This window comes from Marinirhabdus gelatinilytica (genome assembly GCF_003353425.1).
GTDB classification, from domain to species: domain Bacteria; phylum Bacteroidota; class Bacteroidia; order Flavobacteriales; family Flavobacteriaceae; genus Marinirhabdus; species Marinirhabdus gelatinilytica.
This window is the reverse complement of sequence record NZ_QRAO01000002.1, coordinates 473,618-491,808: the sequence shown is the minus strand read 5'-3', so window position 1 is coordinate 491,808 and position 18,191 is coordinate 473,618. Positions and strand designations below refer to the sequence as shown.

At 40.0% G+C, this 18,191-nt stretch carries 19 protein-coding genes and 1 pseudogene; 8 read left to right on the top strand and 12 right to left on the bottom strand.

Annotated features, from left to right (window positions below; all coding sequences use genetic code 11):
• Window positions 1-125: pseudogene (locus C8D94_RS08375) on the bottom strand (1,4-dihydroxy-2-naphthoyl-CoA synthase); the annotation flags it as partial.
• Between the two features lie 130 nt (window positions 126-255).
• Between C8D94_RS08375 and C8D94_RS08370 the strand changes: the two are divergent.
• The 3 genes from C8D94_RS08370 to C8D94_RS08360 all read left to right on the top strand — a co-directional run bounded on the left by C8D94_RS08370 (window position 256) and on the right by C8D94_RS08360 (window position 3,739).
• Window positions 256-669: a hypothetical protein gene (locus C8D94_RS08370; RefSeq protein WP_147278520.1), complete on the top strand. Its 414-nt coding sequence runs from the start codon at window positions 256-258 to the stop codon at window positions 667-669.
• 130 nt (window positions 670-799) lie between these two features.
• On the top strand, window positions 800-2,911 hold the full coding sequence (locus C8D94_RS08365; RefSeq protein WP_170134742.1) for a WG repeat-containing protein: 2,112 nt from the start codon (window positions 800-802) through the stop codon (window positions 2,909-2,911).
• Between the two features lie 9 nt (window positions 2,912-2,920).
• On the top strand, window positions 2,921-3,739 hold the full coding sequence (locus C8D94_RS08360) for a hypothetical protein (RefSeq protein ID WP_115123465.1): 819 nt from the start codon (window positions 2,921-2,923) through the stop codon (window positions 3,737-3,739).
• Here the strand turns inward: C8D94_RS08360 and C8D94_RS08355 are convergent.
• The 3 genes from C8D94_RS08355 to C8D94_RS08345 form a co-directional block, all read right to left on the bottom strand.
• The gene (locus tag C8D94_RS08355; RefSeq protein ID WP_115123464.1) at window positions 3,731-4,540 is read right to left on the bottom strand and encodes an alpha/beta fold hydrolase; all 810 of its coding nucleotides are present in this window, start codon (window positions 4,538-4,540) and stop codon (window positions 3,731-3,733) included. The genes C8D94_RS08360 and C8D94_RS08355 overlap by 9 nt on opposite strands.
• A 17-nt stretch (window positions 4,541-4,557) precedes the next feature.
• Window positions 4,558-5,127, bottom strand: a complete 570-nt coding sequence (locus C8D94_RS08350) for a LuxR C-terminal-related transcriptional regulator (RefSeq protein WP_170134741.1) — start codon at window positions 5,125-5,127, stop codon at window positions 4,558-4,560.
• Window positions 5,128-5,417: 290 nt separating this feature from the next.
• On the bottom strand, window positions 5,418-6,257 hold the full coding sequence (locus tag C8D94_RS08345) for a 1,4-dihydroxy-2-naphthoyl-CoA synthase (RefSeq protein WP_115123616.1): 840 nt from the start codon (window positions 6,255-6,257) through the stop codon (window positions 5,418-5,420).
• A 97-nt stretch (window positions 6,258-6,354) separates the two neighbouring features.
• Here C8D94_RS08345 and C8D94_RS08340 point away from each other — a divergent pair, with 97 nt between their 5' ends.
• The 3 genes from C8D94_RS08340 to C8D94_RS08330 are packed head-to-tail and all read left to right on the top strand — an operon-like array spanning window position 6,355 to window position 8,727.
• Entirely contained in the window at window positions 6,355-7,473 is a 1,119-nt protein-coding gene (locus C8D94_RS08340) for a C1 family peptidase (RefSeq protein ID WP_115123462.1), read from the top strand.
• A 28-nt stretch (window positions 7,474-7,501) separates the two neighbouring features.
• Window positions 7,502-7,996 carry a hypothetical protein gene (locus tag C8D94_RS08335; protein ID WP_115123461.1) on the top strand — a complete coding sequence of 165 codons (495 nt, stop codon included), beginning with the start codon at window positions 7,502-7,504 and terminating at the stop codon, window positions 7,994-7,996.
• Window positions 7,997-8,019: 23 nt separating this feature from the next.
• A complete protein-coding gene (locus C8D94_RS08330; protein ID WP_115123460.1) occupies window positions 8,020-8,727 on the top strand; it encodes an RluA family pseudouridine synthase in 708 nt (235 codons plus the stop codon).
• A gap of 36 nt (window positions 8,728-8,763) precedes the next feature.
• Here C8D94_RS08330 and C8D94_RS08325 read toward each other — a convergent pair whose 3' ends face one another.
• The 4 genes from C8D94_RS08325 to C8D94_RS08310 all read right to left on the bottom strand — a co-directional run bounded on the left by C8D94_RS08325 (window position 8,764) and on the right by C8D94_RS08310 (window position 11,231).
• Entirely contained in the window at window positions 8,764-9,402 is a 639-nt protein-coding gene (locus C8D94_RS08325) for a response regulator transcription factor (RefSeq protein WP_115123459.1), read from the bottom strand.
• Window positions 9,395-10,183: a sensor histidine kinase gene (locus tag C8D94_RS08320; RefSeq protein ID WP_115123458.1), complete on the bottom strand. Its 789-nt coding sequence runs from the start codon at window positions 10,181-10,183 to the stop codon at window positions 9,395-9,397. The genes C8D94_RS08325 and C8D94_RS08320 overlap by 8 nt, the downstream gene beginning before the upstream one ends.
• The gene (locus C8D94_RS15300; protein WP_170134740.1) at window positions 10,162-10,566 is read right to left on the bottom strand and encodes a hypothetical protein; all 405 of its coding nucleotides are present in this window, start codon (window positions 10,564-10,566) and stop codon (window positions 10,162-10,164) included. The genes C8D94_RS08320 and C8D94_RS15300 overlap by 22 nt, the downstream gene beginning before the upstream one ends.
• Window positions 10,567-10,871: 305 nt before the next feature.
• Window positions 10,872-11,231, bottom strand: a complete 360-nt coding sequence (locus C8D94_RS08310; RefSeq protein ID WP_115123456.1) for a hypothetical protein — start codon at window positions 11,229-11,231, stop codon at window positions 10,872-10,874.
• 753 nt (window positions 11,232-11,984) lie between these two features.
• Between C8D94_RS08310 and C8D94_RS08305 the strand changes: the two genes are divergently transcribed.
• Window positions 11,985-13,739: a hypothetical protein gene (locus C8D94_RS08305; RefSeq protein ID WP_147278519.1), complete on the top strand. Its 1,755-nt coding sequence runs from the start codon at window positions 11,985-11,987 to the stop codon at window positions 13,737-13,739.
• A complete protein-coding gene (locus tag C8D94_RS08300) occupies window positions 13,739-14,593 on the top strand; it encodes a hypothetical protein (RefSeq protein ID WP_115123454.1) in 855 nt (284 codons plus the stop codon). The genes C8D94_RS08305 and C8D94_RS08300 overlap by 1 nt, the downstream gene beginning before the upstream one ends.
• 21 nt (window positions 14,594-14,614) lie before the next feature.
• On the opposite strand, the gene C8D94_RS08295 is transcribed toward C8D94_RS08300, so the two are convergent.
• Genes C8D94_RS08295 through C8D94_RS08280 form a run of 4 tightly spaced genes read right to left on the bottom strand, consistent with a single transcriptional unit; the run spans window position 14,615 to window position 18,127 of the window.
• Entirely contained in the window at window positions 14,615-15,457 is an 843-nt protein-coding gene (locus C8D94_RS08295) for a 5-oxoprolinase subunit C family protein (RefSeq protein ID WP_115123453.1), read from the bottom strand.
• The gene (gene pxpB, locus C8D94_RS08290; RefSeq protein WP_115123452.1) at window positions 15,454-16,176 is read right to left on the bottom strand and encodes a 5-oxoprolinase subunit PxpB; all 723 of its coding nucleotides are present in this window, start codon (window positions 16,174-16,176) and stop codon (window positions 15,454-15,456) included. The genes C8D94_RS08295 and pxpB overlap by 4 nt, the downstream gene beginning before the upstream one ends.
• Entirely contained in the window at window positions 16,173-16,910 is a 738-nt protein-coding gene (gene pxpA / locus C8D94_RS08285) for a 5-oxoprolinase subunit PxpA (protein WP_211308906.1), read from the bottom strand. The genes pxpB and pxpA overlap by 4 nt, the downstream gene beginning before the upstream one ends.
• Window positions 16,907-18,127, bottom strand: coding sequence for an Nramp family divalent metal transporter (locus C8D94_RS08280; RefSeq protein WP_115123451.1), 1,221 nt, complete (start codon window positions 18,125-18,127; stop codon window positions 16,907-16,909). Before C8D94_RS08280 ends, pxpA begins: the two co-directional genes overlap by 4 nt.
• Between the last annotated feature and the right edge of the window lie 64 nt (window positions 18,128-18,191).

The following is an 18,191-nucleotide window of genomic DNA, read 5'->3' as shown; positions in this document are numbered from 1 at the left end:
CTAGGCAACCACTTCTTATCAAAGTCCGGCCTGCGTTTTTCCAAAAAGGCATCACGGCCTTCCTTGGCCTCATCGGTCATATAGGCAAGGCGTGTGGCCTCTCCGGCGAAAACCTGCTGGCCTAGATATTTCCTCATTTAATTTTAAAGTTGGTATGAAATAATTTCTAAATAAAATTTCTCATTTTGAAAAATACCTAGTACTAGGTATTGATTTGATTTCCAATTTAATATAGGTTTGAAAAAACTTTATTTTATGATTAAATCGCTAATAGCAGTAGGCTTAATGATTATCTATACCTCAATAAATTGCACCATTTTGTCTCAAAATAAACCTTGTATAGAATTTGGGAATCCAGTTATTGGTTGTACTACCTTTTGTGATAGCAAAACTACAAATATAGAAGTGCCGTTCAATTCATCCTGTAAAGGCGGTGACATCAAGATTTATATCGAAAAAAAAGATCCAAATGGTAAATGGCAATATAAAAAAACGTTAACCATAAAAGGAGGTGTTGGTGTGGCAAAATATAAGTTGACCGGAGTTTTAGTAAACCAACACCACTCATTGAGATATTTGGCATATAGCGGCAAAATTAATCCCCACAAAGTACCAGACAGTATATTTCGTGTGCAAAATTTTTTAGCAAAAAGAAATTGTAAATGTTAAAAATCGATTAGATACAATCATGGTAGGAGTTCTTTTATCAAACATTAAAAAATCATTAAAGTGAACCCTTAAAAAATTTTAGAAAATGAGATGTTTTATAACTTTTATTGCTCTGTACACTTGTTTTACAATGTTTTCACAAAGCCCCCAGATATTTCATGAACCATTTAGGACATCTTCAGATATATATGGCTATACTACCACCAAAACCAAGCCTACGGGTTTTGGCACATTAGCGATTGAACAATTGGCCACTATTATTGAGGGTGTAAACGGTTACAGCGGAAGTGATTTACAGGAATTTGGAATCACATTTCCAATGCGATGTACAAACTGTTATTACTATGTGAGTGGTGAAGTGAGCATGAAAATACCCGACAATGACTTCAGAAGTAGAGCCAACTTCTCTCAAGGAGGAAGCGTTAACCTAAATAGTGGTCTCAACAGATCCATATCATGGAACGACCTTACCATTAAAAGACATAATGAAGCATTGACCAAATATAGACAGGGAAATTATTGGGAAAATACTGGAAGAGTAGAATCTATAAAAATTTCAGAAGTGAAAGGAGCAGACTTTGGACTTATTACAAGAGCTATTGAAAAGTTTGAAAAGAAAAAATTGAACAGGAGCAAATATCTCTATCATTTGAAAAAAGCAAACTATAGTGGCAACCCTTCCTATCAGGAACGTTTAAGCTTTGCAATGGAAGCAAGAACCTTTGCGCAGTCAGTTAGCGAAATTAGTGAGATTGAAAGTTTGATAACCAAATTAAAAGGAAAATTAAATTCTGAAAAAGAACAAAAAACTTCAACTGAAATATCACCTAATAATGGCACGACAAAGGAAACATTTAAGATAGAATCGAACTCGGATGAAGATAACAAGCGTTACGAAAATTCAGGAAAACAACAGTTTTATGATTCTTATGCTAAAGGGATGAGGCAAGCTCAAGATATGAGGGATGAAGCTAATGCTATTGTACCAAGATATAGATTTGAATTAGAATATAAAAAAGATATGCTTAAAAGAGCCAACGAACTTGAAAAACGATTAGTAAAGCCAGCAACATTCGTACTTACTGGCTCAGATGAAAATGCCAATGTGCCTTCATACACTAATTTAAATTCCAATTCTGGGACTAAAACAAATAATAAAACTGCAGCAGTATTAAATTATGCAGCAAATGCACTAAGTACTATAGGCAGTCAAATAGAAAAATCTAGAATAGAAAATGAAAGGATAAGAAAAAGCAACGTAGCAAGTGAAAAAAGAAGACATAATCAAGCTATAAAAAGGCTTAATTATCATGTAAATAAAATGGCCGAAATATTTGAGAAATACAACACATCACTAATGGGTTATGATGAGTTCAAAAATGGTTTACGTATGTATGAGAATGGTATAAAGGAATATGAAGAGTTTAAAATACTGTATTATGAGAATAAAAAAATTAGCACAAAACCAGTAAGACAAAAGCTAAGGGACTATGAAAATTATAGCTTTTTAAAGGAATTGGGGAAAATCACAAATAAGAATGAGGCCAATAAGTTTATCTACAATAATCCCAAAAATTTTGAAATACTTTCAGAACAAAGTAAAAAAGATGTTATTAATTATTTGAAAGATTCCCTTAAAGGCTTTAACCAAGATTACTTAACTCAGCTTGGAAAGGTCCAAAGTAACGACGCATTATTCATAGCATTATTAAATGCTGGAATGGAGGCAAACAAAAAAGCTTTTATTAATAAAATCAAAAACTCAAAAAAAATTCAAAATTACCTATATAATTATTATAAAGGCCCTAGAGTCATACTAGTAGACAAATCTATAACAGATGCCGCTCTGGCTTTAGATATTAAGACATTTAAATACGGATATTGGGATATAAAGAATAATTCATGGAGAATACCTGCAAAATACTTAACCGCTAAACCATTTATAAACAACGAGGCTGTTGTTGCGGAAGTAAAAGAGGGGTTAGATTACCAATATAAGACCATCTCTTTGGATGGAAAGATCAGTGGAAATGCTGGAGATGATATTTTGATCCTTGGGGAATTTTCTGAAGGATTTGCAGTAGCAATAAAAAAGAATGGCAGATTAAAAGGATATGTGGACCAATCATTTAATTGGGTGATAAAACCTAAATATGTAAAAGCTGGAAAAGTAAAATTTGGCAAAGCAACTATTAAGACACTCTCTGGAAAAGAGAAGGTAATCAAAGTTAAAACACATTAAAAAATAAATATGGGATACTTAAAAGTTATTTTTTCGAGCATTTTAATTGGTATAACTTCGACTAATAATGCTTTTGCGCAATTCGGAGAGTTTGGCGAATTTGAAATTGGTATTGCCAGCTTAGAATATCACTATTATATTTCAGATCAGATTCAAGGAGAAAATATAGGTCAAGCATCAAGTGCTGTTTCGGGAATTTATGCCAATTATAATAGATACTTTCCATTGGATCTTAATTTCTACTTTTTTGCTGGAATTGGATATGGATACAACCCGTATTCTTGGGAGGACATAGGGCCAGGTATCCCGGACTATATCGTTGAAAACCAAAAACACTTTGCATCAATCCCCATTGGTATAACATTTATGTTTGCTGAGCTAGGGTCGGGGAAACGTGAGGATGAAATTTTAACATCATACCAAACAAGATTGAAATATAATTTCGGAGCAGATTTAAGAATAAGACTAAATACCCTTCTAGCCTTAGGCAAAAATAGCACAACATTTTTCAATGAAGAGGAAGTTAATCCTGATTCATTTTCAAGACTAATGGCGCAAAATGTTGCATTAGCTGATAATTTTAACGGATTAGTATTTATTCCTGATGCAACAGTATCATTAACTATTGATTGGTTTACTTTACGAGCGGGTATTACTATACCTTTTATAAATCATTTTTTCAAGACAGAGACTATTCAATATACGTATGAACTTGAAAATGGAACACAACAAGATGCAACTATAGAATTCTCACAAGAATTTGAAAATTTTGCAACAAGGAAAATTGGGTTAGTTATGGCATTTGGTTTTGATCTTAACTCAATGTAGCTTTAAAATCCGATTGATAAAACTAGATAAATATTCATTGATATCAATATAATTTTCAACCTGAGGTATATGTTTTGCTCGCCTTAAATATAAAGGGTTATCGGTCACGAGCTTTGGGATTTTAAGTCGTTCAACATATTCAAAATTTACCAATTCGTCTTTATTTCCAAAAAACAAAGACACGGACAATTTTGAATTTTTCAAAATTTTTACTTCATCTTTCATCTGTCCTTCCTGGATAGATTGCAACAAACTTTCCCTAAAATAAGGATCGGTATTATTAATCTGTTGTATTACAAAATTTTTGGGCTCTTTACCCGTTAAGGATGTCGCAAAAAGCTCTATTTCACTTTCGCTCAACTCTTTTTTGAACAGTAACGGAATTGCAGGGTGCGGCATAAAGGCTTCTTCAATATTCAAGGGTAATTGTAAGGGCGGTGTGCCAATTAAAAAAATACTAGAACAGTTTTTCAGTTTTGGGAGGGCCTGAATGGCCATGTGTCCGCCCAGGGAGTGCCCCGCCAGAGTATAGTCTTTAAGTTTCAATAGGTCACAAAAAGCCACAAGATCTTCTACGATCTGGTGCACCGAATATGCTTCCAACCATTGCGAATCACCATGTCCGGGCAAGTCCAACGCCAGCATTCTAACTGCTTTTAGCTGCTGGCTTTCCAATTGTTTTGTAAAAATGGCTTTAGAGAGGGAATTGCCGTGGATAAAAAGAATTGTTTTTTCACTAGATGGATTAACCTCTAGATAGCTTATGCGATGATTGTTTATAATACAATTTTTTAGCTCCATTTTTTATTGAAAAATTTTTACAACACCCCTATTTTATGGCAAAATGTAAGCAGGTCTGCTGTATTGCAGCACTGTGCTTTTTGCAAAATATTCTTTCGGTGTGTGGTTACGGTATGCGGACTTATAAACAATCTTTTGGCTATTTCATTTGAAGTTATGTTTGTTGCCAGTAATTTAATTATCTCAAGCTCCCTCACCGTAAATAACGATGAGAATTCTGCATATACACGTTCTTTAAGTTTGTCTTGATCAACTTTAGGAGTGATAAAATCCCATTGAACAATTTCAGTATCATCAAAAAAAGATATGTCCGTTAGTAATGAAATGTTAGATCTGAATTTTCCTTCGGGAGTTCTGGAATAAAAAGAAGATTGTCGCAACAGTTTTATGTAAGTACCATCTTTCTTTCGGAATCTATAGGTAATGTTAAGGGAGGTATCCTGCATTGACATTTTTTTATTATCAACCAGATGGTTCACAATTGCTTGTGTAGCCCTACGTACAATTTGAATATCATTGGGGTGCGCTATTTCCAATATCTTCTCCATAGTGAATTCTTCTTCAGTATAGCCAAGAATTTTATCCACGTTTCGTTGATACACCACACAACCCGATTGCCAATCGATTACATATAAGCACTGTGTTACATTTAAGGGAAAATTTTTAACTTTAGTAAAATCAAGAGTTTCTATTTTAGAACTGCCAAAAGTTCTCTGAATGTCTTCAACAAATTCTTTACTGGATTTAAACATAAATTTTGAGGTTAATACGCTCAAAATGCAAAAAAAATGTTAAAACAACAACTCGAAATATACTATAGATTAAAAAATTAAATATAATTAATTGAATTTCAGCACACAAACGCCTCAAAAATAATTTACGGCAACCACTTCTTATCAAAGTCCGGCCTGCGTTTTTCCAAAAAGGCATCACGGCCTTCCTTGGCCTCATCGGTCATATAGGCAAGGCGTGTGGCCTCTCCGGCGAAAACCTGCTGGCCTACCATACCATCATCGGTTAAGTTCATAGCAAATTTCAGCATTTTTATACTCGTTGGAGATTTTGCCAGGATTTCCTGTGCCCAGTCAAACGCGGTCTGTTCCAGTTCTTCGTGCGGTACCACGGCATTCACCATCCCCATCTCAAAGGCTTCTTGGGCGGAGTAGTTTCTTCCCAGAAAAAAGATTTCCCGGGCTTTTTTCTGTCCCACCATTTTGGCGAGGTAGGCGCTTCCGTAGCCACCGTCAAAGCTGGTCACATCGGCATCGGTCTGTTTAAAAATGGCGTGTTCCTTGCTCGCTAGGGTCATATCGCAAACCACGTGCAAACTATGCCCCCCTCCTACGGCCCAGCCTGGTACTACGCATATAACAGCCTTGGGCATAAAACGGATTAGTCGCTGTGCGTCCAAAATATTCAATCTATGGTACCCATCGTCCCCCACGTAGCCCTGGTGGCCACGGGCCTTTTGATCTCCCCCACTACAAAAGCTCCATACACCGTCTTTGGTGCTGGGACCTTCGGCAGATAACAATACTACCCCAATGCTTGTATCCTCTTGGGCATCGTGCAGGGCATCCAATAATTCTGATGTAGTCTGCGGCCTAAACGCATTGCGCACATTGGGACGGTTAAAAGCAATCCGCGCCACGTTGTGTGACTTTTTGTAGGTGATATCGGTATATTCTTTAGCGGTTTTCCAGTTGGGTTGTAGCATAATTGTTATTTTTACGGTAAAGATAGAAGAAAATGAAATCGAAGCCGAAAGCGAAATCGAAAAAAAGCTTGGATCCATTTAAATTAAAAGAATGTTTATGAAAAAGTCGCTTGTTTTTTTAATGCTGTGTATTGCAGTAACAGTTTCAGCCCAAGAACCTTACCAGTTCACCACGCAAATAGACCTGGAGGCCACACCCGTGATCTCGCAGGGACGAACGGGAACATGCTGGAGTTTCAGCAGTACTTCTTTTTTGGAGTCTGAGATCATTCGGCTTACCGGAAAACAGGTAGATCTTTCCGAAATGTACACAGTTAGAAATACCTACCCAAAAAAGTTGGAAAACTTTGTAATGAGACAGGGAAAAGCACAGTTTAGCGAGGGAGGTTTGGCACACGATGTAATGAACTCGGTACAACACTACGGCTTGGTCCCACAAGAAGCCTACCTGGGACTCACCGATGCCGAAAAATCGCACAACCATGCAGAGCTGGTTGCCGTACTAAAAGCAATGGCCGAAACCTATATAGACAACCCAGCCCGTAAACTGAGCAAAAACTGGAAACCCGCTACCGAGGCTGTGCTGGATATTTACCTAGGGGAGCAGGTTTCAAATTTCAGTTATGAGGGAAAAACGTACACCCCAGAGAGTTTCAGGGATGCCATGAAAATTGTGCCGGAGGATTATGTGACCATTACCTCCTTTACCCACGCCCCATTTTATTCAGAATTTATTTTGAACATTCCGGACAACTGGAGCTATGGAAGTTTTTACAATGTTCCCTTGGACGAAATGATGAACAGCATTGACAATGCGCTTCAAAATGGCTTTACCGTAGAGCTCGACTGCGACGTGAGCGAGCGTACCTTTAGCAGTAAGGACGGGGTTGCTGTTATCCCGAAAAATCCCGACAATACTATAAAAGCACTACAAGGCGTGTATCCTGAAATGGACATAACCCAAACCTTTCGCCAGGACGAGTTTGAAAACTTTACCACGACCGATGATCATTTAATGCACATTACCGGCACCCTTACCGACCAAAATGGAACCAAGTATTACAAAGTAAAGAACAGTTGGGGTACAGACGAAGCTAGGAACGCCAACGGTGGTTATGTATATTTCAGCGAAGCCTATATGCGCCTTAAGGCCATAAGCATTACCGTACACAAAGATGCGGTGCCTAAAACAACAGCCAAGAAATTGAGCCTATAATTGGTTCGGTTTTTGTACAATTCGAGTTATGAAAAAAATACTTGCCATCCTATTGCTGTGTTCCCTACAAAGTTGGGGGCAAAATGATTTTGAGAGTAGGTATTTTACCATGACCGCAACTATTGAATCAGAAATGCCCACCCCTGCACTTTCGGCATTTATGAAAAAGGTACAGACCAGTATCTATAAAAAATCGTTGTTTTCAGATTTTACCAACCAGCACGTTACAGCACAGAATTTCTGGCAACCCGTGGATATGGCCTCTTCGACTTCTGAAAGAACAAGAACGAGCTCTAAGGTGTCCATGGAGCGCTTACAGGCAGGTTTTGGCAGAAAACCGCTATATGGCTACCAAACCGATGGCAAGACCCGCGTTAGGAATGAGGTATATAGGGACCAAGTATACTACGCTCCTATCTATGACCCATACAGGCCATTTTACCGAAATCGAAATTATTCGCCATACAACGTTCCTACTGCAAGGCGCACCACCACCATCATTACCATTGGTGGCGACAACTAGTTACACCATTCCAAACTATTAAAATGTCCAACAGTTTTGATACTATACACAGCAGCAAAAACAATTTACAGGTACTCTACGAAGACAACCATTTGCTGGTTGTAAACAAAAGACCGGGCGATATTGTACAGGGTGACAAAACGGGCGACAAACCCCTATCTGAAGTTTCCAAAAGTTACATTGCCGAAAAGTACAACAAGCCGGGAGCGGTGTATCTGGGTGTTGTACACAGGTTGGACAGACCTACGAGTGGTGTGGTGGCTTTTGCACGAACCTCTAAAGCACTCTCGCGGATGAACAAACTTTTTGCCGGACGGGAAACAAAAAAAACCTATTGGGCCGTGGTGAAGAACCCACCCCCAAAAACCAGTGACACGCTGGTCCATTTTTTAAAACGGAACCCAAAACAAAACAAATCGTACGCTCATAGCAAAGAAGTACCTGGGAGCAAAAAAGCAATACTCAACTACACGGTTGTTAAGGAGCTGAACAACTACTTTCTTCTTGAAATAGAACTGGAAACAGGCCGTCACCACCAGATACGGTCACAACTGGCAGCCATAGGTTGTCCTATAAAAGGTGATTTAAAATATGGTTTTGATCGTAGTAACAAAGACGGTAGCATTCACCTGCATGCAAGAACATTGAGCTTTGTGCACCCTGTAAAAAAAGAGGGACTCAGTATCACTGCCCCGCCTCCAGAGGATGCTATTTGGGGTGCTTGCTTGTAAAAATCAATTCTTATCCATTAAGCACTAAACATTCCATCAAACCTCAACCAATCCATTTTTAATCGCAAACAGCACAAGCCCTACCCTATTCTTTATGTTATAACGCTGGAAGACTTCCTGCCTGTAACCGTCTATGGTCTTGGGGCTCAGGTTCATTTCTTCAGCAATTTGTTTGTAGGTACGCTCTGTGGCGGCCAGCTTTATAAATTGGATCTCTTTGTCCCGCAGGCCCAGTCCCTCAGCATCAAATTTTTTATGGAATGCCTGTACAAGCGTAGTTGCAACAAGGTCTGAATGGTAATAGCCGTTATTCATTATCTCCTCAATAGCAAACTGTAGGGTTTCTGGCGGTGTGTCCTTGAGCAGATAGCCTTTTGCGCCGTTGTGTATCATTTTAAGAATGGCGCTTTCATCGTCTTCCATAGAAAGTGCCAAGACTTTTATGGAGGGTTGGTTCTTTTTTATCCATTGTGCGGTTTCGTACCCATCCATTACCGGCATATTTATGTCCAAGAGTACAATATCCGGGTTTGCTGGAGTTGTCTTCAATTTTTGCTGGAACTCCTTTCCGTTTTTTGAAATGTGCAAGACTTCACAATTCCCAAAGGAAGTTAACAACTTCTCCAGGGATGAGGCCAAGAGGGTATGGTCGTCTACTATGGCTATTTTATACATGGTTTTTCACTTGCTTTTTGTATGGATAGGTTAGTTTAAAAATGGTTCCTTCGCCAAGTTGGGACGAAAGCTGGAATGAAGCCCCAATGAGTGCCGCCCTGCTTTTCATGGTTTCCATGCCAGAGTTGCTTGGGGTGGTCTCGGTACAGAATCCCACACCATTGTCCTCCAGTTTTATGAATAGCTCGGTTTCAGCATAGTGCAACACAACAGTGAGCTTTTCGGCTTTTGAATGTTTTATCACATTGGAAAAAAACTCTTGCACCATCCTAAAGATAATAATTTCATCGGATCCCTCTAGCTGCCTTTCGGCACCCTTCAACGTAAAGACCCCCTCCAGAAATTTAAGTCTGTTGAAACGTTCCAGCTCTATCTGTATGGTAGCGGCCAGCCCGTTCTTTAAGACCACATCGTTGTTAAGGGTCTTGGAGAGCGAACGTATTTCCTGGATGGCCTGTGTGAGCACGTCCTTGGCTTCCTCCACTTGAGGATTGGTCTCCCCACCATTTTTTACCATATTCAGGTTTATCTTGGCAACGGAGAGCAGTTGCCCAACGTTGTCATGTAGCTCCCAGCCTATATTCTTCAGTGTATGCTCCTTTATTTCAATTTGTGTCTTGGCGAGTTCCTGTTCAAATTTTTGTTTTGCTTCCAGTTGTTTTAAGATTAGCATATTCTTCCGTTTCAGGAACAGCAATACAAACACTATCGCAAAAGCGCAGATAAACAGCACGATTACAATAAAATATAACAATAAGATCAATTCCTCTTTCTGGAGCATACTAAAAAGGCTATGGTATAGGTTAGGTACAGCAAGATATTTAAAATGAAGATTACCTGTGCCCTAAAGGCCACAAATAATTCATTCCCGGTGGTGGTATTAAAGTAATTGGACAGAAAGTCCAAAGGGGAAAAACAGAGCGTATGCACCAAAATCGCTACTGAAAAATAAATCCGGAGATTATACCGAATGTTCAGAATTTCCTGAGAAGACAGTAGCGAATAATAGTACAGTAATATAGAAAGCAAAATAAGTAAACTCCCAAAAATAATGAGCACTCTTGGGGTTACATTGAAAAAATCGCTCCTGAAAAAGTCAACGGTGGTTGCCGCTATAAATACCACAGTACTGTAAATAAGCACTTTTCGAAGCTTTGGGTTCATTATTTTGATTCCAAAAAACCAAATCAAGAACAAGGTGCTCAACAAAAGGTATATATTGTAAAACCAGTAATTCCTCCGGAAGACGGTACCCTCTATAAATGGCAAGAACCCATAGTCCGAAAAATAAGCAAAGCCGGCATAACTCCCGAAAACTTCCGCAAAAAAAGTAACCCAAAGAAATACCACAAAGTATTTCACACTTTTGGTAGCATTAACATTCTTTAGGTAATAAATACCTGATAAAGCGGCAACCAGCTCTAATATCCAAATTGGAATAATGTTGAGCAAGAAATCGGAAAACTCCATTATTCGTATTTATTGGGAGGCCATCCTGTGCCGCTTCTATCCATAGGGTCTATGTTATAGTTATTGTCCGAGTCGGCATCTGGTCCCATAGTCGGTGCCAAAAAAACAGTCGCTTTTTTCGATTTTGCGTTATCGTATGCTGCAAAGTAAATACGCACACCAGGATTGTCGATGCCTTGCTTGGTAGATTCTTCCCGTACATATTGGACAAATTCCTCTAAATCGCTCAAACTGTACGTAAAGTCTGACGCGTCCTCTGCACCCTCTGCGGCCTCTATTTCCTTGGCCCTGGTGTCCAACCAGCGTTTTTGTAGTGTTTTTGCTTCGCTAACTGAAATACATTTACTTGGTTTCCCCATAATTGAAATTGGTTTTTGATTAGTAGTGCTTGAAAGTAATCAAAAAAAGTATGCCATAAAAATTATTAAAGTTTAAAAATGAAGCAGCATCCGTATTATTAAAGGCTATGTTTTTTTAGATGTTTAGTTCCATCGGTGGACTGTAAAAAGGCTTACATCTGAAATGTAAAAGGTGAACTATTTTAAAGTTCACGAAAAAAGAAAAAATCCTTTACCATTGAAATTAATCAAATAAAAGCGAGAACGTTACAGTAAAAAACCTCTGGATGGTAAAAATAAAGGACACATTTTTTTTAAAAAAAATAAGTAAATTAAATGTTTAAGTAAATAAATATTAAATACTGAAAACAAACAAGTTACATAAATACAAAATCAATTTTTAGACAGCTCTAAAAACGTTATTTTTCAGTAAGCAATCATTTTTTGTTATGAATATTAACGAGAAGATTCACTGGTTTGGTAACATATATTATACTACTTATCAGCATAGCATATCACAGATGCGATCAAGTCAAAAAAAGCTTTGTAACGCTAAAATAGACTTGATGGTCTTTCAGGTCTTTTCCTTTTGAATTTTAGTGGCTTCTTGAAAAGAGCAGGGTGCATTAACTACCGTTCCACATCAATTTTTTCCTGTCGACCCCCAAAAATAGGTTTTAAAATATGAGCCCATCACCCCTTTTAAAATAGGAAAAACCCTATTGCCCAAACGGTTAGCTATTTGTACTTTAGTACATTACTAATCAGCTTTTTATGGCAACAACCAAAAAACCTTCCTTCTTCGAACGTTTTATAAACGGCACCAACCATTTTTTCAGATCGTTCAAGAATTTTTTCAGGTCGTCGTTCCTCAGTCTTGTAATCATTATTATCATTTTGCTATTGCTCACCCAAATGAGCCAAGCCTTTACTATGATGGTAGATTTAATGGAGAGCAGTAAACTTTCTCTGTTTCTTTCTATCTTCTTTATCAACGGGCTGGCGCTGGTATTATCCCACTATCCTATTTATACATATTACGCCGCAGATCTCAACAATAGTGGGGATTACACCCAGTGGCACAAAAAAACACCCCTCAAGATCTGGCCCTTTAAAAAGTTCATCATCTATGTTTTTACCACCAATCCAGATACGGGTTATGTTCCTGACAATTGGGCCAATTATTTACGTTATTTCATTGGTATTTTAATACACGGCGTGTGGATACATTTTATCATAGCCAGCTTTATGCCCAACATTATTTATGAAGATTTCCCTATAACCATCGTAAAGATTGTTTCCTATATAGTGCTGCTTATACCGTTTATTCTCTACATACGCTTAAAGCGGAAATTCACTAAGCTTCAAAAAACGGTTACCAAAAAAGGGCATCCTCTCAAGGATTTTAAACTGAAACAGCGCAAGATAGCCTACAAAAAATTACTCCGGAGGCTTGGTGTATATTATATTCTTGTCGCGTTTCTGTGTTTAGTCTTGCTGGGATTGTTGTTATCGCCCATTGGAAATTTTAGTCCGGGGGGCTTTGTGCTGTTGTTGTTGGCCAATTATGTCTTAATGTTCAATTATGTCTTTTTCAGGTTATTGCGAACCAAGATCACCGATGTCGAAAAGGCACTCTCTGGAAAGAACGGTTTGAAACCATTTCAGAAAATAATAGGTTGGTTGCGCCCGCTTCAAGTTTCAGAAAATTATTTATTGCTATATAATTTCAATTTTTTGGTTGCTATCGCCATTATAGTTTGGTCCACAATAGCCAGTATTACCGGGGGCAATCTACTTAATGGCATCCCTATTTTATTAGCTTTTTTCTATTTCTATTATTTCATTATAGCGAGTTTGGGCAAGTACTTTTTTGTCACCAAAAAACTGGACCTCTTCAAGACCAGACGCTACCGAACGCTCTTCATCACAGGTGCTGTTTTGGTAGTACTCTTGGTAATTTCAAATTGCGCTCCCATTGAAGTGACCACTCATGAACTGGATCTTGTGGAGAACACAAAATCTGAAATCACAGAGAGGACGTTTATAGACACCCTTCAGCAAAAGAAAGACAATACCCTTTTCTTTGTGGCCTCGCACGGCGGTGGGCTCAAGGCAAATGTTTGGACGCTCAATGTACTCAACAAGATGCAGGAAGAGACCCAAGGGAAGTTATTGAACCAAACCATTGCATTCTCCGGAGCTTCGGGAGGATCGTTGGGGTTAGCGCTCTACACGGGACTCTTCAAGGAGCACGGGACCGATTTCAAAACCATTAAAACGAAGATCGACGACCTGGCCGATGAGAACTACACCTCGCTGGACCTTACCCTCACCTTTGGTCTGGACACCTATCGTAAACTGTGGCCCTTCAGCAACCGTATTGGACTTAGAGACCGTCCCTACTACGCCATGCGCAAATACCAAAACAAAATTGAAAAGCAAGGAAGCGATCAACTCTCCCAAGTTTCATTTAGGGACTATTGGAAAAACGCATTCAACAAAGAAGGGTCTTTCCGTCGCTTATAATGAACACAGCAGGAACTTCAGGAAACCGTGGGATTCTCTGGTCAGTAAAACAGCAGAAATTCGAGGATATTTTCCCGTATGCCACAAACCTGGCCGATCTTTCTGGCAATAAGACCATCCCCTTCTATCAGGCAGTTTCAACCACCAACAGATTTCCGGTCTTTAGCCCTGCGGCAAAAATCAAGGGATACGGTCATTTTATAGATGCAGGAGCTATTGACAATAGTGGCCTGCTGGGTTGTTTAGACTTGCACAACTACCTCATACGGGACGAAAAGGTGCTGGGCGACAAACAGATTGCCTATATCGAGATCATTAACAGCAAGAGCCTTTACGTGGCCCATCTCGTTACTGAATTTAAGGAAAAGCACGACATCCCACATATTGATGCCAATGAAACCGAAACCGATAACCTTGTGGCAGACCTTAAAACAGGGCTGAACCTGGACAAGATCCCGAACTATTTGAGCCACTACTTGAAAAATTGGGAAGCCAACAGTGATGGAAATATTAAATATTTCAAAATAATGATGCCTCATAAGGTAACCCTGGGCGATATTGAAGGATACTTTAACGGTACCATCCTGGACCCTACCATTGTTAACGACCTGGAATGGTTCCTTGCCCAAAAGAACAAGGAAATTCTGGACATTACCGAGAAACCTGACAAAACCTTCTTCGAGCCGTGGCAATTTTATGAACCAACGCTTTCGCGCCACCTTAGCAGGAGTAGCCTGAATTACTTCGATGCTATTTTGGAACATCCCTATTTGAAAAAGCAATTTGCCGAGATAGAGCAGATCATAAACACCAAAAAAATAACCGATGAAAACCTTACGTTACAGATCGAATAATGCCAAAATTTAAATTCTAGCTCAAACTGATGTAAAGGATATAGCCTCACCCCCACGCTTTTGTGCCAGTATATTGATGCTTTCCTCTGTTAGCTGCAACACACGGCCATAACCGCCCGTTACCTGTGCATCCCGCATCAACACAACCAGTTTGCCCGATGGTGTGAGCTGTACGGTCCCAGGTTGTACGGGAGCCGTAAGTATTTCTTTTGCTGAAATATCCACTTCGGTTTCCAGCACGTATGCCATCCTATTGCTCTGTGCTGATATTTTAAAAGTTGTGTCAAAAAGTAGTTCCCTTACATTGGTCTTAAGAGTTGGAAATTCAGGGCCGGGGAATACTTTTAATGTGCTATTGGACAAGATCTTTGGTGCATATGGAACATCTGTTGAAGCACGCTTTATTTCTAAAGGTTTGGCTATGGGCAATACATCTCCTTTCAAAAGGACTGAATTTTCAGTAATCGTACTGTAAAAACTTCGGCTCCCCAATACTTTTTCTGTATGGAATCCCCCAGCAACAGCTGCGTAGCAGCGCATTCCCGTTGTAGCTCTTCCTATAGACAACACATCATTTTTTTGTACTGGAATAGGTTTTTCCTGTGCTATCCCAATATCGTTCAGCATTGGTTGAAAAGGAGCACCCGTGATACAAATTTCAGTGTCTTGCTGAAATTGTAAGATGGGTCCCAATAGCGTACATTCCAGCACCGCTTGTTTCGCCTCGTTACCCAAAATTGAATTTGCCAGCATTGCAGAATGTGCATCCATCGATCCAGAGACTGGGACACCCATAGTTCGGTATCCGAACCTACCCAAGTCCTGAACGGAAGTGTATAATCCAGCTTTTAGCACAGTGATCATATTGTTTCTGTTTTTAGCGGGTAGGTTCCCGAGGCTACAGCAATTGAAATGAGTTCGAATTCCCTTGTTGAAATAGACTGGAACTTTAGTTTGTCCCCAGCCCGCAACAATGATGGTGGCTGCTTTTCAACCGAAAAAAACTCCAAGGGCGAACGGCCAATAATGTTCCAACCCCCTGGAGAACCTGTGGGATACACGCCCGTTTGGCTTCCTCCTATTCCCACACTGCCCCGCGCTACTTTTTCTCGTGGGGTGGCCAAACGTGGGGTGTGCAATTTTTCGGGCAGCCCCCTTAGATATGGAAACCCAGGGAGAAATCCAATAAAGGAAACACCATACAAAGGTGCCGTGTGCCACTGGATCACTTTCTCTTTTGGAATATTGTGGTATTTTGCCACCGTTGCAATGTCTGGGGCAAATTGTTCTCCATAACATACGGGAACTGTGACAATCCTTGCTGAAAAGCTGGTTTCAGCTATCTTAAATCGGTGTAAAAAGTCTTCGAGATTTTTGATGAAATTGGCAGTATTTGTTTCCGTTCTTAAATAGATGGCCAGTTCATTATAGGTGGGTGTTACCTCAATGGTTTCAGTGGCAAAACGTTCAATGAGTGCTGTAGCAATTATTTGTATGCGCTCTTCAATTTCAGAAACGCCAGAAGGCTCCCACCGCAAGAGTACCGTTTTTTCAGAAAGTTGGAAAATGGAGGGAAGTTTCATGAACTCAATTCAAAATTTTCGATTTTCATTCGGGAGCGGATATACCGCAATATTTCAATGGAATTGGGATGATCTCCATGGATACAAAAGGTGTTGGCAATGATAGGGATTTCAACACCCGTGATCGTTTCCACTTTTTGGGACAGTACCATTTTCTTTAACTGTTCCCACGCTAGTTGCTTGTGGTGTATCACAGCATTTTCAAGAGAGCGGGAAACCAAGGAACCATCGGTATTATAGCTTCTGTCGATAAACGCCTCAAAGGCCAGGGGCAATAGATTCTCAGCTTTACGGTGCAATACCGAATCGTGCTGCACGTACAAAACAGGTCGCACCTTGGTCGCCACGATGGCCTCCACAACGGCATCTGCGGTAGGTGCATCCTTGGCAGCGTAGTTATAGAGAGCGCCGTGCAGTTTTATGTGATTAAGGGTGGCCTCTTCGGTCTCAACTACGGCGTAAAAGGATAGCAATTGGTTAAAGATGCTTTCGGAAAGTTCGCTTTTGGTCATGGTGAGCAATTTTCGACCAAAATTATCTCTATCCGGAAACGACGGATGCGCCCCAATCTTTACCTTGTGTGCCCTAGCCAACTGGATGGTATTGCGCATAGAAACTTCGTCCCCGGCGTGGCCCCCACAGGCAATATTGCAGGATGACAGCAAGGGAATGAGCTGGACATCGTTCCCTGTGCCCTCACCTACATCTGCGTTTATGTCGATTATTTTTTTCAAAAGAAAACTTTATAAAGACTACGCAACCCTAAAATAAGTGTTGCGAGCACGATTAACAGCCCCACGATGGTTTGAAAGGTAGTATTCCTAACATCCCCCAAAACCGATTTTTTGTTCACCACCCACAACAAAAACCCAGCGATGATAGGCAATAACAAGCCATTGGCCACTTGTGCAAATTGAATGATCTCTATGGAACTGAAACCTATGGAAGAAAACACCACGCCCAATCCCAAAATACCTATCCAGACCACCCGAAAACGAGCCGATTTCAAATCTTTTTTCCAGCCAAAACAATCCCTAGCTACATAAGCTGCCGCCAGTGGTGCTGTAATGGCCGAAGTAATGCCCGCAGCAAACAATCCCAAGCTCAATACGTATTTTGAGACTTCGCCGTACAAGGGTTCCAAACCCTTAGCGAGATCTGCAGCATTGGCAATGTTCTGTTGCTCAATACCCGCTGCACAAATTATAATGGCCATAGAGACCAAACCACCCAAAACAATAGAAATATACAAGTCCTTTCTGGCAGCTGGCAATTGCTGTGCCCCAGACCATTTTTCCTGTACCAAGGAGGCATGCAGAAAGAGATTATAGGGCACCACGGTAGTTCCTACGAGTGCAATGATCGTTAATAAACTATCCGAAGGGAATTTTGGTAAAAAGACACCTTTTAGCACATTGACCCATTCCGGATTTGTTAATATGGCCGCTACTACAAATGAAATGCTCATTAAGAGTACCAAGGCGACCAGGCTACGTTCAATCACTTTATAATTACCAATAAAGAGCAAGGTGAACGCAATAACACCTATGAGCAGGCTCAAGTAGTTAAACTGGAAACCAACTAACGTTACAAAAGCTTCTTTAAAAATAGTCTGTAACCCAAGTACACCACCACTTATATTTCCAGCCTCGTAAGCAGCATTGCCCACGAGTATTGCCGAGACAATCAATAAGATTGCCGCCACACGAAGCCACGGGGTTTGTATCTGTTCCTTTACAGTGGCCGCCAGTCCTTTACCATAGACCAATCCCAAGCGGGCCGCCATTTCCTGCAATACAATGGTTGCTACGATGGACAGTCCCATGGCCCATAGCAGCTCAAAACCAAAGCTAACTCCTGCCAGTGTACATACGGTGACCGTACCAGGGCCAATAAAGGCAGCTGCCACCAACGTTCCAGGGCCTATGTTTTTCAATGGGTTTTTCATTATATTTTTAATAAATATAATTAGCTTACATCCGTTGTCTCCTCGAGTGAATTTTTAAAACGACCGC

Excerpts from the sequence above, each read along its gene's own strand:
- C8D94_RS08370 (WP_147278520.1), top strand. The coding sequence starts at position 256 with ATGATTAAATCGCTAATAGCAGTAGGCTTAATGATTATCTATACCTCA.
- C8D94_RS08365 (WP_170134742.1), top strand. The coding sequence starts at position 800 with ATGTTTTCACAAAGCCCCCAGATATTTCATGAACCATTTAGGACATCT.
- C8D94_RS08360 (WP_115123465.1), top strand. The coding sequence starts at position 2,921 with ATGGGATACTTAAAAGTTATTTTTTCGAGCATTTTAATTGGTATAACT.
- C8D94_RS08355 (WP_115123464.1), bottom strand. The coding sequence starts at position 4,540 with ATGGAGCTAAAAAATTGTATTATAAACAATCATCGCATAAGCTATCTA.
- C8D94_RS08345 (WP_115123616.1), bottom strand. The coding sequence starts at position 6,257 with ATGCTACAACCCAACTGGAAAACCGCTAAAGAATATACCGATATCACC.
- C8D94_RS08340 (WP_115123462.1), top strand. The coding sequence starts at position 6,355 with ATGAAAAAGTCGCTTGTTTTTTTAATGCTGTGTATTGCAGTAACAGTT.
- C8D94_RS08335 (WP_115123461.1), top strand. The coding sequence starts at position 7,502 with ATGAAAAAAATACTTGCCATCCTATTGCTGTGTTCCCTACAAAGTTGG.
- C8D94_RS08330 (WP_115123460.1), top strand. The coding sequence starts at position 8,020 with ATGTCCAACAGTTTTGATACTATACACAGCAGCAAAAACAATTTACAG.
- C8D94_RS08325 (WP_115123459.1), bottom strand. The coding sequence starts at position 9,402 with ATGTATAAAATAGCCATAGTAGACGACCATACCCTCTTGGCCTCATCC.
- C8D94_RS08320 (WP_115123458.1), bottom strand. The coding sequence starts at position 10,183 with ATGCTCCAGAAAGAGGAATTGATCTTATTGTTATATTTTATTGTAATC.
- C8D94_RS15300 (WP_170134740.1), bottom strand. The coding sequence starts at position 10,566 with ATGAACCCAAAGCTTCGAAAAGTGCTTATTTACAGTACTGTGGTATTT.
- C8D94_RS08310 (WP_115123456.1), bottom strand. The coding sequence starts at position 11,231 with ATGGGGAAACCAAGTAAATGTATTTCAGTTAGCGAAGCAAAAACACTA.
- C8D94_RS08305 (WP_147278519.1), top strand. The coding sequence starts at position 11,985 with ATGGCAACAACCAAAAAACCTTCCTTCTTCGAACGTTTTATAAACGGC.
- C8D94_RS08300 (WP_115123454.1), top strand. The coding sequence starts at position 13,739 with ATGAACACAGCAGGAACTTCAGGAAACCGTGGGATTCTCTGGTCAGTA.
- C8D94_RS08295 (WP_115123453.1), bottom strand. The coding sequence starts at position 15,457 with ATGATCACTGTGCTAAAAGCTGGATTATACACTTCCGTTCAGGACTTG.
- pxpB (WP_115123452.1), bottom strand. The coding sequence starts at position 16,176 with ATGAAACTTCCCTCCATTTTCCAACTTTCTGAAAAAACGGTACTCTTG.